The 16,823-nt window shown below is 61.0% G+C and carries 15 protein-coding genes and 1 pseudogene; 12 read left to right on the top strand and 4 right to left on the bottom strand.

The genetic code is table 11. The features are described 5' to 3' along the window. Positions 1-1,416 (bottom strand): methyl-accepting chemotaxis protein (locus tag L6D80_RS20265; protein ID WP_373876110.1); only part of this gene is annotated, 1,416 nt, incomplete at its 3' end. A gap of 318 nt (positions 1,417-1,734) precedes the next feature. Here L6D80_RS20265 and L6D80_RS20260 point away from each other — a divergent pair. From L6D80_RS20260 to L6D80_RS20245, 4 genes are all read left to right on the top strand, one after another. After that, positions 1,735-3,414 carry a Mu transposase C-terminal domain-containing protein gene (locus tag L6D80_RS20260; protein WP_003465068.1) on the top strand — a complete coding sequence of 560 codons (1,680 nt, stop codon included), beginning with the start codon at positions 1,735-1,737 and terminating at the stop codon, positions 3,412-3,414. Between the two features lie 2 nt (positions 3,415-3,416). Next, positions 3,417-4,325: a TniB family NTP-binding protein gene (locus tag L6D80_RS20255; protein ID WP_003465065.1), complete on the top strand. Its 909-nt coding sequence runs from the start codon at positions 3,417-3,419 to the stop codon at positions 4,323-4,325. Then, the gene (locus tag L6D80_RS20250) at positions 4,322-5,539 is read left to right on the top strand and encodes a TniQ family protein (protein ID WP_054471483.1); all 1,218 of its coding nucleotides are present in this window, start codon (positions 4,322-4,324) and stop codon (positions 5,537-5,539) included. Before L6D80_RS20255 ends, L6D80_RS20250 begins: the two co-directional genes overlap by 4 nt. Before the next feature lie 61 nt (positions 5,540-5,600). Continuing rightward, on the top strand, positions 5,601-6,215 hold the full coding sequence (locus L6D80_RS20245; protein ID WP_047306878.1) for a recombinase family protein: 615 nt from the start codon (positions 5,601-5,603) through the stop codon (positions 6,213-6,215). 37 nt (positions 6,216-6,252) lie between these two features. Here the strand turns inward: L6D80_RS20245 and L6D80_RS20240 are convergent. From L6D80_RS20240 to L6D80_RS20235, 3 genes are all read right to left on the bottom strand, one after another. Next, positions 6,253-7,061 (bottom strand): IS5 family transposase gene (locus tag L6D80_RS20240; protein ID WP_099421609.1). Its coding sequence is split into 2 segments (ribosomal slippage): positions 6,253-6,731 and positions 6,731-7,061, totalling 810 coding nucleotides; the frame shifts between segments, so codons are not numbered across the junction. Between the two features lie 58 nt (positions 7,062-7,119). After that, positions 7,120-7,242, bottom strand: a complete 123-nt coding sequence (locus tag L6D80_RS30120) for a hypothetical protein (RefSeq protein ID WP_256213827.1) — start codon at positions 7,240-7,242, stop codon at positions 7,120-7,122. A gap of 27 nt (positions 7,243-7,269) precedes the next feature. After that, positions 7,270-7,845 carry a carboxymuconolactone decarboxylase family protein gene (locus tag L6D80_RS20235; protein ID WP_003464997.1) on the bottom strand — a complete coding sequence of 192 codons (576 nt, stop codon included), beginning with the start codon at positions 7,843-7,845 and terminating at the stop codon, positions 7,270-7,272. A 75-nt stretch (positions 7,846-7,920) separates the two neighbouring features. On the opposite strand from L6D80_RS20235, the gene L6D80_RS20230 reads away from it, so the two are divergent. The 8 genes and pseudogenes from L6D80_RS20230 (at position 7,921) to L6D80_RS20195 (ending at position 16,796) form a co-directional block, all read left to right on the top strand. Continuing rightward, positions 7,921-8,763 (top strand): helix-turn-helix transcriptional regulator, encoded by an 843-nt coding sequence (locus tag L6D80_RS20230; protein ID WP_047306875.1) that lies wholly within the window; start codon positions 7,921-7,923, stop codon positions 8,761-8,763. Between the two features lie 524 nt (positions 8,764-9,287). Next, positions 9,288-9,848, top strand: a complete 561-nt coding sequence (locus L6D80_RS20225; protein WP_003117272.1) for a recombinase family protein — start codon at positions 9,288-9,290, stop codon at positions 9,846-9,848. A gap of 3 nt (positions 9,849-9,851) precedes the next feature. After that, positions 9,852-12,818, top strand: coding sequence for a Tn3-like element ISPa40 family transposase (locus tag L6D80_RS20220; protein ID WP_176515366.1), 2,967 nt, complete (start codon positions 9,852-9,854; stop codon positions 12,816-12,818). 33 nt (positions 12,819-12,851) lie between these two features. Then, positions 12,852-13,481, top strand: a pseudogene (istB, locus tag L6D80_RS20215) (IS21-like element ISPst3 family helper ATPase IstB); the annotation flags it as partial. A 520-nt stretch (positions 13,482-14,001) separates the two neighbouring features. Beyond that, positions 14,002-14,445, top strand: a complete 444-nt coding sequence (gene msrB / locus L6D80_RS20210; RefSeq protein WP_003464965.1) for a peptide-methionine (R)-S-oxide reductase MsrB — start codon at positions 14,002-14,004, stop codon at positions 14,443-14,445. Between the two features lies 1 nt (position 14,446). Next, positions 14,447-14,986 (top strand): peptide-methionine (S)-S-oxide reductase MsrA, encoded by a 540-nt coding sequence (gene msrA, locus L6D80_RS20205; RefSeq protein ID WP_003464967.1) that lies wholly within the window; start codon positions 14,447-14,449, stop codon positions 14,984-14,986. A 140-nt stretch (positions 14,987-15,126) separates the two neighbouring features. Beyond that, positions 15,127-15,831, top strand: a complete 705-nt coding sequence (locus L6D80_RS20200) for a glutathione S-transferase N-terminal domain-containing protein (protein ID WP_003464969.1) — start codon at positions 15,127-15,129, stop codon at positions 15,829-15,831. After that, the gene (locus L6D80_RS20195) at positions 15,828-16,796 is read left to right on the top strand and encodes a magnesium and cobalt transport protein CorA (protein ID WP_011979111.1); all 969 of its coding nucleotides are present in this window, start codon (positions 15,828-15,830) and stop codon (positions 16,794-16,796) included. The genes L6D80_RS20200 and L6D80_RS20195 overlap by 4 nt, the downstream gene beginning before the upstream one ends. Positions 16,797-16,823 lie beyond the last annotated feature (27 nt).

Genomic DNA, 16,823 nt, shown 5'->3' with positions numbered 1-16,823 from the left:
GCTCGCAGCGAGGCGCCTTGCATACGCATGATCATTAGCGTTACGCGCTCTTCGATGGTCAAGTGGGTGTAGTGAGTAGTCATGCAGCACCTTACCTCGGGTGTTGCACTTGGTCACTGAGACCGCCCTACTTTGCTCCATGACTGTAACAGCGGATTGCGCTCGCTCTTGTAGAGCGCTGATCATGCTTTGAATATCCGTTGTCGATTGCTGGGTGCGAGCAGCAAGACTGCGAACCTCATCGGCGACAACAGCAAAACCACGCCCCTGCTCACCAGCACGCGCGGCCTCAATTGCTGCGTTGAGTGCCAACAAATTCGTTTGCTCGGCGATCCCTCGTATAACGTCAAGAACTTTTGATATCTCGTTACTTTGACCTTCAAGCTCATGAATAACCTGAGCGGCTTGCCTAATTTCACCTTCAAGGGCAATGATTGACTGGCTTGTGTGGGCTACCAGACGCTGGCCAGATGCCGTCTCAGTGTCTGCTCTTCCGGCCGCATCTGCAGCATGCTGTGCATTGCTCGCAACCTCTTGAATGCTTGCCGCCATTTGGTTTACTGCCGTTGCTATTTGATCTGTCTCTGCCTGCTGCTCAACTGTAAGTACATTGCTTGACTCAATATCCTTTAGTAGGCTTTGGGTGTGTTCGCTAAGCCGATTTGATGCATCACCTATGCGACCTACTACGCTGCCTGTTTCAGCTTGCATCATTCGTAAAGCAAACTCTATTTGGCCAAACTCATCGGTGCGCCCAGTGTAGAGGGATTGACTTAATGGGTTATTGGAAATATTCCTGGCTCTTTCAACCAGTCTTCCAAGAGGAGAGAGAATAGCCAAAACACTAACAGAGCTTAAGCTTCCTGACATTAAAGTAGCTAACAATAAGCTGCTTATTGATGTATCAGTAAGCATGCCGGCAGCCATTGCGCTTGATATAATACTACCCCATATGAGCAAGAGTATTTTCACGGAAAAGCTAGCAGCCCATTTCGGCCTCGCGGCCTTCCCGCTTCTCAATTGAGCATATAATTTTTCCGCAGCCAAAACCTGCTCAGGTTCAGGCTTGGTCCTTACAGACTGGTATTCAACAATCGAACCATTCTTAGCTATTGGCGTTACATAAGCACTTACCCAATAGTGGTCGCCATTTTTACAGCGATTTTTTATTAGCCCCATCCATGAGCGGCCAGATTTTAATGTACTCCACATATGCTCAAATGCAGCAGGCGGCATATCTGGGTGTCTTACGATGTTGTGAGGCTGGCCTAATAGTTCTTCCTCAGTGAAACCACTGATTTTAATGAAGTCAGGATTAATGTACGTGATATGGCTTTGAGGGGAGGTAGTCGAAAGAATATTGGTATCTTTTGGGAGTTCTAAGTTTCGACCCGTCACTGGTAAATTCTGGCGCATAAGAGCCTCAAGGGTTGGCTGTTTTATTTTATTGTATTCGGCATTAAGCCCAATTTCTTTAGCGTTACGATAAAGCTAGCATGGAAACGATAGGTGCAAGCAAGTTAAGGGTTGCATCGCGCATGTCAATCTAGGCTATACCCTAACTGGATGTCAGGAATGGCCACGCTGCGCCTGTCGTTTTCAGAAGACGACCGCACCATCTGACTGGATGTAACGCCTGGTGTGCATACGGCTCCTGACAGCCCAATATCAGGAGTCGTCTGCACCAATCTCGACTATGCTCAATACTCGTGTGCACCAAAGCGAGGTTTGGGCATGACATCAGACACTCCACCGATTGCCGCGCAAGGCGTGGCCACCCTGCCCGACGAGGCATGGGCGCAAGCCCGGCACCGGACGGAAATCATCGGGCCACTGGCAGCGCTTGAGGTGGTCGGGCATGAAGCCGCCGATGAGGCAGCCCAAGCGCTGGGCCTGTCCCGGCGACAGGTATATGTCCTGATCCGTCGCGCCCGGCAGGGTACTGGCCTGGTAACAGACCTGACGCCCGGCCGATCCGGCGGCGGCAAAGGCAAGGGGCGCTTGCCGGAACCGGTCGAGCGCATCATCCGCGAGCTGCTGCAAAAGCGCTTCCTGACCAAGCAGAAACGCAGCCTGGCGGCGTTCCACCGCGAAGTCGCGCAGGCGTGCAAAACCCAGAAGCTGCCGGTGCCGGCGCGCAACACCGTGGCCCAGCGGATTGCCGGACTACACCCGGCGAAAATAGCCCGCAGCCGGGGCGGGCAGGACGCTGCCCGTCCCTTGCAAGGCGCGGGTGGCATTCCGCCCGAAGTCACCATGCCGCTGGAACAGGTGCAGATCGACCACACCGTCATCGACCTGATCGTGGTCGACGAGCGCGACCGGCAACCGATTGGCCGCCCATATTTGACCCTCGCCATCGACGTGTTCACGCGCTGCGTACTCGGCATGGTGGTCACGCTGGAAGCGCCGTCCGCCGTCTCGGTCGGCCTATGCCTCGCGCATGCCGCCTGCGACAAGCGGCCCTGGCTGGAAGGGCTGAATGTGGAAATGGACTGGCCGATGAGCGGCAAGCCCAGGCTGCTCTATCTGGACAACGCGGCCGAGTTCAAAAGCGAAGCGCTGCGCCGTGGCTGCGAACAGCATGGCATCCGGCTGGACTATCGCCCACCAGGCCAGCCGCACTACGGCGGCATCGTGGAACGGATCATCGGCACGGCGATGCAGATGATCCACGACGAATTACCGGGGACGACCTTCTCCAATCCCGGCCAGCGCGGCGAGTACGATTCCGAGAAGATGGCCACCCTGACGCTGCGCGAGCTGGAGCGCTGGCTCGCGTTGGCGGTAGGCACCTATCACGGCTCCGTGCACAACGGCCTGCTCCAGCCGCCGGCCGCGCGCTGGGCCGAGGCCGTGGAGCGCGTTGGCGTCCCGGCCGTCGTTACCCGCCCCACCGCGTTTTTGGTCGATTTCCTGCCGGTGATCCGCCGCACCCTGACCCGCACCGGCTTTGTCATCGACCACATCCACTACTACGCCGACGCCCTCAAGCCGTGGATTGCCCGGCGCGAGCGCTTGCCCGCCTTCCTGATCCGGCGCGATCCGCGCGACATCAGCCGCATCTGGGTACTGGAACCGGAAGGTCAGCACTATCTGGAGATCCACTACCGCACCTTGTCCCATCCGGCCGTCACCCTCTGGGAACAACGCCAGGCGCTGGCCAAATTGCGTCAGCTCGGGCGCGAGCAGGTGGACGAGTCGGCGCTGTTCCGCATGATCGGGCAGATGCGCGAGATCGTGACCACCGCCCAGAAGGCCACGCGCAAGGCGCGGCGCGACGCTGATCGCCGCCAGCACCTCAAGACGTCGGAGCCACCGGCCAAGCCCATACCGCCGGATGTGGACATGGCTGACCCGCAGGCAGACAACCTGCCGCCGGCCAAACCGTTCGATCAGATCGAGGAGTGGTAGCCGTGGACGAATATCCCGTCATTGACCTGTCCCACCTGCTGCCAGCGGCACAGGGTTTGGCCAGGCTGCCGGCAGACGAGCGCATCCAGCGCATTCGCGCCGACCGCTGGATCGGCTACCCGCGCGCGGTCGAGGCGCTGAACCGGCTGGAAACTCTGTATGCGTGGCCGAACAAGCAACGCATGCCAAACCTGCTGCTGGTCGGCCCCACCAACAACGGCAAGTCGATGATCGTCGAGAAATTCCGGCGGGCGCACCCGGTCGGCACCGACGCTGACCAAGAACATATCCCGGTGCTGGTCGTGCAGATGCCGTCAGAGCCATCGGTGATCCGCTTCTATGTCGCGCTGCTGGCTGCGATGGGCGCGCCGCTGCGCCCGCGCCCACGGCTGCCGGAAATGGAGCAACTGGCGCTGGCCCTGCTGCGCAAGGTCGGCGTGCGCATGCTGGTGATCGACGAACTGCACAATGTACTGGCTGGCAACAGCGTTAACCGGCGCGAGTTCCTCAACCTGCTGCGCTTCCTCGGCAACGAGCTGCGTATCCCCCTGGTCGGGGTCGGCACGCGCGAGGCGTACCTGGCCATCCGTTCGGACGATCAGTTGGAAAACCGCTTCGAGCCGATGCTGCTGCCGCCGTGGGAGGCCAATGAGGACTGCTGCTCGCTGCTGGCCAGCTTCGCGGCGTCACTCCCGCTACGGCGGCCATCCCCGATTGCCACGCTGGACATGGCCCGCTACCTGCTCACCCGGAGCGAAGGCACCATCGGCGAGCTTGCACATCTGCTGGTGGCGGCGGCCGTCGCCGCCGTGGAGAGTGGCGAGGAAGCGATCAACCACCGCACGCTCAGCATGGCCGACTACATCGGCCCCAGTGAGCGGCGGCGACAGTTCGAGCGGGAACTGATGTGAAGTCCGCGCCGCGCTGGCCGCTGCATCCGGCACCCAAGGAAGGCGAAGCCCTGTCCTCATGGCTCAACCGGGTCGCCGCCTGCTACCAGATGGACGTGCACGAGCTGCTGGCCCACGATCTTGGTCACAGCCAACTTGATGACCTGGATACCGCACCATCCTTGTCGTTGCTGACGGCGCTCTGCCAGCGCAGTGGCGTCGAGCTGGAGCGGTTGCGCAGCATGAGTCTTGCAGGCTGGGTGCCGTGGCTGCTCGACAGTCTCGACGATTCGGTACCAGCAGCCTTGGAAACCTATACATTCCAATGCGCGGTGCTCCTGCCCAAGCGCACCCGCAAGGTGCGGTCCATCACTCGCTGGCGTGCCTGGCTACCGAGCCAGACGATTCGCCGGGCGTGTCCGCAGTGTCTGAACGATCCAACGAATCAAGCTGTGCTACTCGTCTGGCAGCTCCCCTTGATGCTGAGCTGCCCGCAGCATGGCTGCTGGCTGGAGTCCTACTGGGGCATGCACGGCCGGTATCTTCAGTGGGAAATCGCCGATGCTGCGCCGCGCCCTGCCGATGACGCAATCGCCTGCATGGACCGGCGCACCTGGCAGGCGCTGACGACGGGTTTTGTGGAGCTGCCGCGTCGGCGTGTCCACGCCGGCTTGTGGTTCCGGCTGCTGCGCACCCTGCTTGATGAGCTGAACACGCCGCTCTCGCACTGCGGCAGTTGCTCGGCGAGCATCCGCCATGTCTGGGAGCGCTGCGGCCATCCGCTGCGCGCCGGGCAGAGTCTGTGGCGTCCCTACGAGATTCTGGCCCCGGCGGTGCAGTGGCAGATGCTGGAGGCGGCGGCCACCGCCATCACGCTGATCGAGTCAAAGGCGCTGATCCCGCGCGGGGAACAGGCCGCGCTGTTTCAGACGGAGCCGCACACTGGTTTCACCAACGGCCTGCCGGCGAAGGTGCCGAAGCCGGAACCCATCAACCACTGGCAACGAGCAGCCCAGGCCATCGATGAGGCCATCATTGAAGCGCGACACAACCCGGAGACGGCCCGCTTGCTGTTCACACTGGCGTCCTACGGGCGACGCGACCCCGAATCCCTGGAACGTTTGCGCGCCACGTTCACCAAGGAGGGCATCCCGCCGGAGTTTTTGTCACATTACGAGCCTGAATGGCCGTTTGCAGGTCTTAGACTAAATGACGGGTTAAGTGACAGTTTTTGACGGCGAGAACTTTCTGGCTCACACTGTCACATAATCGAACGTATATGTGACAGGACAAAATATGCAAATTGGCTACATGCGGGTATCCAAGGCTGACGGCACCCAGGGGACGGACTTGCAGCGCGATGCGCTGGTTGCTGCCGGCGTCGATCCGGCCCACCTCTATGATGATCAGGTGTCCGGCAAGCGCGAGGACCGCCCCGGTCTGGTCGCATGCCTCAAAGCGCTACGGCCAGGTGACACGCTGGTGGTCTGGAAGCTCGACCGGCTGGGTCGGGACCTGCGTCACCTCATCAACACCGTGCACGATATGACCGGGCGCGGTGTCGGGCTAAAAGTGCTGACCGGACATGGCGCTGCCATCGACACCACGACGGCAGCTGGCAAGCTGGTCTTTGGCATCTTTGCGGCACTAGCCGAGTTCGAGCGCGAACTGATTGCCGAGCGCACCATTGCCGGCCTGGCGTCGGCGCGGGCGCGCGGTCGAAAGGGCGGGCGTCCGTTCAAGATGACCGCAGCCAAGCTGCGGCTGGCCATGGCCGCGATGGGCCAGCCAGAAACCAAGGTGGGTGACCTGTGTCTGGAGCTTGGAATCACACGGCAGACCCTGTACCGGCACATTTCGCCCAAGGGCGAGTTGCGCCCCGATGGCGAGAAGCTGCTTGCCCGCACGTGACACGATGAGTGCCACCTACGCCATCGGCTTAGAGCCGCTAACACCACCTATCCACGAAGCGTGCGCAGATGATCGCGGCTGCCAACTTCAAAAGCGCTTCGTGGATGTCAAGGCGCCTTTCAAAGCGGATTCGCAGTTTGCCAAAGCCAGCAAACCATCCGTGCGTCCTCTCCACTACCCAGCGATGTTTGCCCAGCCTTTCGCTGCTTTCAATGCCGCGCCTGGCAATGCGGCTGGATATGCCTCGCTGCCTCAGATGGGCACGGCAGCGTTTGTAGTCATAGCCTTTGTCAGCATGCAGCTTCGCTGGTCGCTTGCGAGGTCGACCCTGCAGGCCTGCAACGCCAGGGATCGCATCCAAGCACCGCTCGAACATCATGGAGTCATGTCTGTTCGCCCCGCTGACAAGAACCACCAGCGGGATGCCTCTGGCGTCTACGACGATGTGCCGCTTGGAGCCGAGTTTTCCTCTGTCGGTGGGGTTCGGGCCTGTTTCCTGGCCCCCCGGGGGCTTGGTACCGAAGAGCCATCAATACTGGCCCGGCTCCAATCGATCTGGTCGTGTTCACGCAAACGCATCAGCATGGCCTGGTGCAACCTCTGCCAAACCCCTGCTGCGCTCCAATTCCGAAGTCGCCGCCAGCAAGTCATGCCGCTGCCATAGCCAAGGGATTGTGGGAGGTCTTCCCATGGAATGCCGGTATGCAACACGAACAAGATGCCGTTGAGGGCGGCCTCATCGCTCACTGCGAGCTTGCGTGCGCCACCTTTGGCGGAGGGAGTGAAGGTGGGGATCAGGGGCTGCAACTGCAGCCACAGTTCTTTGCTAACGGGTTGTCTTGCCATGAGGGCATGAAGCATAACTGCTTCATGCGGGTCTCTTGGGCAGTGGTGTTAGCGACTCTTAGAGTGCTTTATTTTCCGTTTTCTGAGACGACCCCACATAGGGCGAAAAGTCGCCGGCCGTGACGGCCAGTGGCAGGACGAGGGCGCTGGCGAGCAGAGCGCCGGTGAGTGCGATTTTCATCGTGTTCTCCTTATATGCCTATGGAGATCAGACGGCGACCACGGGGAAATCCACCGTGGTGTCGGCGATGTGGTTGGTGTAGTTGGTGAGCGTGTTCAGCGCGACGTTGGCGATCACTTCCAGTATCAGGCCGTCGTCGAGCCCCGCGCGGCGGTAGTTGGCCATGGCGTCGGCCGACACCACGCCGCGTTGCTCGACCAGCGCGCGGGCAAAGCCGGCGATTGCATCGTCAAGTGCGTTGGCCGCCTGGCCGGTGCGGGCCGCGGCGATGGCCTCTGCCGACAGTCCGGCACCTTTGCCGATCAGGGTGTGTGCGCTCAGGCAATACTGGCAGCGATTGGCTTGACCGGCAGCGAGCGCAACGATCTCGCGCTGGGAGGCATTCAGGCGGCCGGTGCCCAGCGTTTCGGACAAGCCGAGGTAGCCATTGAGCGCCGCCGGCGCGTGGGCCAGCGTGGCGAACAGGTTCGGCACCATGCCAAGCTTGGCTTTGACGGCCTTGAGTGTGGCAGCGGTAGCGGCGTCAGCGGTGTCGATGGTCAGGGGGGCGATTTGGGTCATGTCTATCTCCGTAGTGGGTGAGGTGCAAGAGCACGTGGGCATGATCGCCCTTTGTTTGGTACGATATGGCACGTAAAGTATCAAATACGTAACCTATCGTCTTATATGGAGAGTGGAATGGCGGATCGACTGGCCGGCTTGCTCCGGCACTACTCGCTTTCGGCGCGCGTTTTTCACAGCGGCGCCTTCTGTGGGCAGCATCATTACGCGGCGCCGCATGGCTATATCCATCTGGTGCGGCGCGGCCCGATTACGGCGCGTTCGCCCGTGCATGAAGATCTGCTGGTTACCGAGCCGAGCCTGCTGTTTTATCCGCGCGTGGCGTCGCATCGTTTTGTCGCCGCCCCCGGCGATACCGCTGAGCTGTTGTGTGCGGAGGTCGACCTGGGCGCTTCGACGGGCAATCCGTTGGCCATGGCCTTGCCGTCGATGCTGCTGATTCCGTTGGCGGACTTGCCCGGCCTCGGGCCGACGCTAGAGTTGCTGTTTGCCGAAGCCGAGCGCGACCAGTGCGGTCGGCAGGCCGCCATCGACCGCTTGTACGAGTTGCTACTGATCCAGTTGCTGCGTTATCTGATGGATGGGCGGCTTGGCGCCACCGGACTGCTGGCGGGCCTGGCCGACCCGAAACTCGCGCGCGCCATAACCGCCATGCACGATGCGCCGCAGACCGCGTGGTCGCTCGAGGCGCTGGCGGCGAAGGCGGGCATGTCACGCGCGCGCTTCGCCGCCGCGTTCAAGGACGCGGTGGGCGTCACGCCGGGCGACTATCTGGCCGACTGGCGGATGAACGTCAGTTGCACCCTGCTCAAGCAGGGGCGGCCGGTGGCGGTGGTGGCCGACCGCGTCGGCTACGGCAGCCCGAACGCTCTGGCGCGCGCCTTCCGCGTGCGCATGGGCTGCGCCCCGCGCGACTGGCTGGCGCAGCAGCGCGGTGACGCGGCGCTCAGCGGTTCGTGAGTTTGAGTTCGATTCGCCGGTTCTTGGCGTAGGCGGCGCCGGTGTTGCGCTCGTCGAGCGGGTGAAATTCGCATCACGCCGGAACAACTGGCGGAACTCCAGGTGGCGATCCGTCAACGGCTGGTCAGTCTGTTCGTGCGGCGCGGCCGGCTGGACAAGGCTGAGTCAGTGGCGCAGGTAGCTGGATGACGCTGTCCCGCCCTGAGCCGACGCTCACAGGCGGGGATTTCCAGTGTCGTCATTGTCGGCTATTGGCCGGCAGCAGCCCGTCGTTGCCTGATGGATCCAACCCCTCCGCTGCTATAGTGCAGTCGGCTTCTGACGTTCAGTGCAGCCGTCTTCTGAAAACGACACTGGATGTCAGGAATGGCCACGCTGCGCCGTCAGAATAGAGTCTGCTTTCACATTCTTTGACACATGCTTGCCAAGGTCATAGATTCCAACCTGACAAATTCAAGGCTTAGGGCGCAATGGAACCAAAAACCAACGTAAGCCCTACCGCCCATCCAGCCTATGGAGGCATCTTGCAGGGACAACGCATCGGTTACGTTCGGGTCAGCAGTTACGACCAGAACCCGGAACGCCAACTTGAGCAGGTCGAGATCGGCAAGCTGTTCACCGACAAGGCCTCGGGCAAGGACACCCAGCGCCCGCAGCTGGAAGCCATGCTCGGATTCGTCCGCGAAGGCGATACCGTGGTGGTGCACAGCATGGATCGCCTGGCGCGCAACCTCGACGATCTGCGCCGTCTGGTGCAAAGGCTGACCAAGCGCGGCGTGCGCATCGAGTTCTTGAAGGAGGGGTTGGTGTTCACCGGCGAGGACTCGCCCATGGCCAACCTCATGTTGTCGGTCATGGGGGCCTTTGCCGAGTTCGAGCGCGCCCTGATCCGCGAGCGGCAGCGCGAGGGCATCGCCCTGGCCAAGCAGCGCGGTGCTTACCGGGGCCGCAAGAAAGCTCTCTCCGACGATCAAGCCATCACGTTGCGGCAGCGGGCCGCTGCCGGCGAGCCGAAGGCTCAGCTCGCACGCGAGTTCGGCATCAGCCGTGAAACCCTCTACCAGTACCTTCGCACGGACGACTGAACCATGCCGCGTCGCTCGATTCTCTCGGCTACGGAGCGCGACACCCTGCTTGCGCTGCCAGAAAGCCAGGATGACCTGATCCGCTACTACACCTTCAACGACTCCGACCTATCCCTGATCCGTCAACGGCGGGGCGATGGCAACCGCCTCGGCTTCGCCGTGCAGCTCTGCCTGCTGCGCTACCCTGGTTATGCGCTGGGCAACGACACGGCGCTACCCGAGCCCGTGATCCAGTGGGTGGCCAAGCAAGTCCAAGCCGACCCCGCGAGTTGGGCGAAGTACGGTGAGCGCGACGTGACCCGCCGCGAGCACGCTCTGGAACTGCGCACCTACCTGCAACTGGCCCCGTTCGGTCTGTCGGACTTCCGCGCCCTGGTGCGCGAGTTGACCGAGCTGGCCCAGCAGACCGACAAGGGCTTGCTGCTGGCCGGGCAGGCGCTGGAGAGCTTGCGCCAGAAGCGGCGCATCCTGCCGACGCTGAGCGTTATTGACCGGGCGTGTTCGGAGGCCATTGCACGCGCCAATCGGCGGGTCTATCGCGCCCTGATCGAGCCGTTGAACTCATCGCATCACGCCAAGCTCGACGAACTGCTCACCATTAAGGCCGGCAGCAACAGCACTTGGTTGACCTGGTTGCGGCAATCACCGCTGAAGCCGAACTCGCGGCACATGATCGAGCACATCGAGCGGCTGAAGATTTTCCAACTGGTGGGCCTTCCCGACAGCCTCGGCCGGCACATCCACCAGAACCGATTGCTGAAGCTCGCCCGCGAGGGCGGGCAGATGACGCCACAAGACCTCGGCAAGTTCGAACCGGAGAGGCGCTATGCCACGCTGGTCGCCGTGGTACTGGAAAGCACCGCGACCGTGATCGATGAACTGGTTGATCTGCACGACCGCATCCTGGTCAAGCTGTTCAGTGGCGCGAAACACAAGCATCAGCAGCAGTTCCAGAAGCAGGGCAAAGCGATCAATGACAAGGTGCGCCTGTACTCGAAGATCGGCCAGGCCCTGCTGGACGCTAAAGAGTCCGGTGACGATCCGTTCGCCGCCATCGAGGCGGTCATTCCCTGGGACGAGTTCACCCAGAGTGTCACTGAGGCCGAGCTGCTGGCCCGGCCGGAAGCCTTCGACCACCTGCACCTGGTCAGCGAGAACTTCGCTACGCTACGCCGCTACACCCCAGCCTTTCTGGAGGTGCTTCAGCTCCGAGCCGCGACGGCAGCGCAAGCCGTGCTGGATGCCGTTCAGACCCTACGCGAGATGAATGCCGATAATCTGCGCAAGGTGCCCTCCGACGCACCGACCGCCTTCATCAAGCCGCGCTGGAAACCGCTGGTGATCACCCCGGAAGGCATCGACCGGCGCTTCTACGAAATCTGCGCCTTGTCCGAGTTGAAGAACGCGCTGCGCTCCGGCGACATCTGGGTCAAAGGCTCGCGGCAGTTCCGCGACTTCGATGACTACCTACTGCCTCCCGAGAAATTCGCCGCACTCAAGCGGGAACAGGCGCTGCCACTCGCGATCAACCCGAACAGCGACCAGTACCTGGAAGAGCGTTTGCAGCTGCTGGACGAGCAGCTGGCCACTGTCACCCGACTGGCAAAGGACAACGAACTACCCGATGCCATCCTCACCGAGTCCGGGCTAAAAATCACCCCGCTGGATTCCGCGGTGCCCAACACCGCGCAGGCGCTGATCGACCAGACCAGCCAGCTACTGCCGCGCATCAAGATCACCGAGCTGCTGATGGATGTGGATGAATGGACGGGCTTCACCCGCCACTTCACGCACCTGAAGGATGGCGCACAGGCGAAAGACCGGACGCTACTGCTAACGGCGATCCTGGGCGATGCCATCAACCTCGGCCTGACCAAAATGGCCGAGTCGAGTCCGGGCATGACCTACGCCAAGCTGTCCTGGTTGCAAGCCTGGCACATCCGTGACGAAACCTACTCGACGGCCCTGGCCGAGCTGGTCAACAGCCAGTTCCGGCATGCCTTCGCCGCCAACTGGGGTGACGGCACCACCTCATCCTCCGATGGCCAGCGTTTCCGTGCCGGCGGTAAAGGCGAGAGCACCGGCCACGTCAACCCGAAGTACGGTAGCGAGCCAGGACGGCTGTTCTACACCCACATCTCTGACCAGTACGCGCCGTTCAGCACCCGCGTGGTGAATGTAGGCGTGCGTGATTCCACCTACGTGCTCGACGGTCTGCTGTACCACGAGTCCGATCTGCGGATCGAGGAGCACTACACCGACACCGCTGGCTTCACCGATCACGTCTTCGCCCTGATGCACCTGCTGGGCTTCCGCTTCGCGCCGCGCATCCGCGACCTCGGTGAAACCAAGTTGTATGTGCCCAATAGCGTCCAAGACTACCCGACGCTGCGTCCAATGCTCGGCGGAACCCTGAACATCAAGCACGTCTGCGCTCACTGGGACGAGATTCTGCGGCTGGCCGCGTCGATCAAGCAGGGCACCGTCACCGCATCGCTGATGCTGCGCAAGCTTGGCAGCTACCCGCGCCAGAACGGCCTGGCCGTGGCTCTGCGCGAGCTGGGTCGGATCGAGCGCACGCTGTTCATCCTCGATTGGCTGCAAAGCGTGGAACTGCGTCGCCGCGTGCATGCCGGATTGAACAAGGGCGAGGCGCGTAACTCCCTGGCCAGGGCGGTGTTCTTCAACCGCCTCGGCGAGATCAGGGATCGGAGTTTCGAGCAGCAGCGCTACCGGGCCAGCGGCCTCAACCTGGTGACGGCCGCCATCGTGTTGTGGAACACCGTGTACTTGGAGCGCGCGACCCAGGCCCGAGAAGAGGCAGGCAAGCCAGTTAATCCTGAGTTACTGCAATACCTTTCGCCATTGGGCTGGGAGCACATCAACCTGACCGGCGATTACGTTTGGCGGCAAAGCCGCAAGCTGGAAGACGGGAAATTCAGGCCGCTGCGGCAGCTCGGAAAACCTTAGCGTACGATTTTTTCCGAGTTCTGCGGGCTCCCCAACATGGCCAAGCTGCCGATGCACCGCGACCTGGCCGGCTTCGACTTCAGCGCCTCCAGCGCAGACGCTCGTTTGATCAGCGAACTGGCCAGTCTGGCCTTTACCGACACCGCGCAGAACGTGGTGCTGATCGGTGGGCCTGGCACCGGTAAAACCCACCTGGCCACTGCGCTGGCCGTGTCCGGCATCACCCGGCACGGCAAGCGCGTGCGCTTCTACTCCACGGTCGATCTGGTCAATCTGCTGGAGCGCGAAAAGCACGACGGCAAAGCCGGGCGGATCGCCCAAGCTCTGCTGCGCATGGATCTGGTCATCCTCGACGAACTGGGTTATCTGCCCTTCAGCCAGGCCGGCGGTGCGTTGCTGTTTCACCTGCTATCCAAGCTGTACGAACACACCAGCGTGGTGATCACCACCAACCTGAGCTTCGCCGAATGGTCGAGCGTGTTCGGCGACGCCAAGATGACCACCGCCCTGCTGGATCGGCTGACCCACCACTGCCACATCGTCGAAACCGGTAACGAGTCCTATCGCCTGCAACACAGTAGCTTGGCGGCCCAGGCCAAGATCAAATCACGGGAGCGAAAGCGTAAGGGCGGCCAGGAACCGGAGGACGATGAGCCGTTCTGATTTCATGGCGACGACGGCCTGCTACATGGCTGCGTGTGGCAGGTCTTAAACAACTGAACTGGGCTAGCGAAGGAGTGGGGGCAACAGCAGCTGCGCTGGTAGACTTATCCACAGTTGCTGGTAACAAAATCAGCAATCCGCCCTGGGTCAAATTTCAATCGGCAGGGTGGGTCAATTTTCCATCAGCGCCAACACACTAAGCAACCATCAGAAAATTTTGACTGTACGCCAAAAAATTCGCATCTACCAGCATCTAAACAGGCGTTGTTGATTATCATAAAACACTGACACTGTATTATATAATCGTGCTTTTGTGTTATTTTTTTAATATTTACTGATTACGTACTTGCTTAACCACTCAGTTGCGCTAGAATTAATAGACGCGAAATTTAAATCTCTAATTTTCCAACACTTAGTAAAACCTCGTTTGCCATCCCACTACCATTGTAGGAGCAAATCAGGAGACATAAAAAATTAGCGGTAGCGTGCCTGGCCCTCTAGATAAGTATTGGAGACTGTAATGAAGTTTGAAAAGTCACAGACAGCAATCGACCACCTGACTCCCGAGCAACACCGAATTACCCAGGAGGCGGGCACCGAAAGGCCCTTCACGGGCGAGTACAACGACAACAAGGAGCCTGGCATCTACGTCGACATAGTGTCGGGAGAGCCACTGTTCGCTTCGACGGACAAGTTCGATTCGGGTACTGGCTGGCCCAGCTTCACCAAGCCGATCGTTTCGGCAAACGTGAACGAGGTGCGGGACAGCGCACACGGCATGGTCCGGACGGAGGTCAGGTCAGTACACGCAGACAGTCATCTCGGCCATGTGTTCCCCGATGGTCCTTCCGACCGCGGCGGTCTGCGGTACTGCATCAACTCAGCGTCCCTTCGCTTCATCCCGCGCGACGAGATGGAGTCCGAGGGATACGGTGAATATCTCGATCAAGTAGAGGAGGCTTAACATGCATCAGCGCGCTGTTCTCGCAGGAGGATGTTTCTGGGGCATGCAGGATCTGATCCGCAAGCGGCCCGGCATCATCTCGACCCGTGTGGGTTACACGGGCGGCGATATTCCGAACGCCACGTATCGTAATCACGGCACGCATGCCGAGGGGATCGAGATTGTCTTCGACCCGACAGTGACGAGCTACCGGAACATCCTGGAATTCTTCTTCCAGATCCACGATCCGACGACGCTGAACCGCCAGGGCAATGATCGTGGGCTCTCCTACCGGTCGGGCATCTATTATGTCGACGAGGAGCAGAAGCGCGTCGCCGAGGATACGATCGCCGATGTGGATGCCTCGGGGCTGTGGGATGGCAAAGTGGTGACCGAGGTCCAGCCGGTCGGCGAGTTCTGGGAGGCCGAGCCCGATCACCAGGATTATCTGGAGAAGCGCCCGGGCGGCTACACCTGCCACTTCGTCCGTCCCGGCTGGGTGCTTCCGAAGCGCCAAAAGGTTGACGACGTACAGCCAGCGGCCGGGACCGCGGCGGAATAGGCTTCACTGCCGTTGCCACTGCGCCGGTCCGGTCCGCAATCTTCGTGACCGCGTCGTTCAGCGACGCGGTCATCGAACCCTACTTCAGAGTGACGGCTCGTTCCAGTCAGTCGCCATCGCAACACCAGGATCGCAGATTTATGCCAGACCTCTCGTCCTTTCCGATCACGCAGCGCTGGCCGGCATCTCATCCCGATCGCCTGCAACTCTACGCAGCCCCTACGCCCAATGGCGTCAAGGTCTCGATCATGCTTGAGGAGACTGGCCTGGCGTACGAGCCCCACCTGATCGACATCTCGAACAACGAGTCGAAGGATCCGGCGTTCGTGTCGCTGAACCCGAACGGACGCATACCGGCGATCATCGATCCGGCTGGCCCTGACGGTAGACCCATCGCCTTATGGGAATCCGGTGCGATCCTCCTCTATCTGGCCGACAAGACGGGTCAGTTCATCTCCACCGAACCAGGCCAGCGTTACGAGACCCTAGCGTGGGTGTTCTTTCAGATGTCGGCCATCGGGCCGATGTTCGGTCAGCTCGGCTTCTTCCTGCGATTTGGCGGCAAGGACTATGAGGACAAGCGGCCGCAACAGCGCTTTATCGACGAATCCACGCGTCTGCTGGGGATTCTGGATCGCCGGCTGGAAGGCCGCGACTGGATCGTCGACGACTATTCGATCGCGGACATCGCGACGCTCGGCTGGGTGAATGCGCTGGTGGAATTCTACGCTGCGGGTGACATCCTTGGCCTCAGCAGCTTTTCGAACGTCCGCGCATGGCTTGGACGCGGGCTGGCTCGACCGGCCGTCCAGCGTGGCCTCCACATTCCCGCGAGGCCAGCATGAGCATCATCGCCGCCTATTATTACAACGAAGGCAAGCGAGTTCGCGAAATCGCGCTCGATGAGCACGTCAAGTTGGGCGAGAGTCGCTCGGGCTTCTGCTGGATCGCGCTTAGCGAACCCACCCCCGAGGAACTACTCGCGATCCAAAGGACATATAATCTTCATCCGTTGGCGATCGACAACGCGATGCACCCGCTGTGCCCGCCCAAGCTCGAGGTCTACAACGATGAGTTGTACGTCGTCGCGCAGACCGCCGAGCTGGTCGGCGACCGGATCAGCTACGGCAAGATGGCGATCTTCACCGGTCACAATCACCTTATCACCGTGCGGCACGGCAATGCCGGAGCGCTGGGCAAACTTCGGGAGCAACTCGAGGCATCGCCGACGCAGTTCGGCAAGGGTGTCGACTATGTGCTGCACGCGATCTTGCATCGCGTGGTCGACCAGTATCTGCCCATCTTCGAAATGATCGAGGACGACGTCCTGGCGATGGAGCGACGGTCGCTGCACGATTTCCTCGGGCCAGAAGAGGTGGCGCGAATCTTCGAACTAAGGTCCGAACTCACGCGGTTCCAGCGCACGCTCAGGGCTATGGCCGAGCTGGTGCGAAAGCTCGTTCGCGGCCACTTTCCCTGCATCAGCGCCGAAATGACACCATATTTCCACGACGTCGCGGACCATGTCCACCGCGTGCAGTCCATGGTCGACGGCCTCCTGCTTGTCCTGTCCACGGTCTTTGAGGCCAGCAGCCTTCTGGAAGCGCAAAGGATCGGTGTGGTCACCCGCCAGCTCGCGGCCTGGGCGGCAATACTGGCAGTCCCGACGGCGATCGCTGGAATATACGGCATGAACTTTAAGCACATGCCGGAGCTGGACACGGCCTACGGATACTTTGTCGTGCTCGGAGTGATAGCGATATCGTGCGTTTTCCTATTTGTGCGCTTCAAGAAGGCTAAGTGGCTGTGAATACTGCCCATCGTTTTCTTCGCCGTC

Source organism: Pseudomonas ceruminis, assembly GCF_021602025.1.
Classification (GTDB): Bacteria; Pseudomonadota; Gammaproteobacteria; order Pseudomonadales; family Pseudomonadaceae; genus Aquipseudomonas; species Aquipseudomonas ceruminis.
Note: the sequence above shows the minus strand (reverse complement) of the source record. Positions and strands in the feature narration are given on the sequence as shown.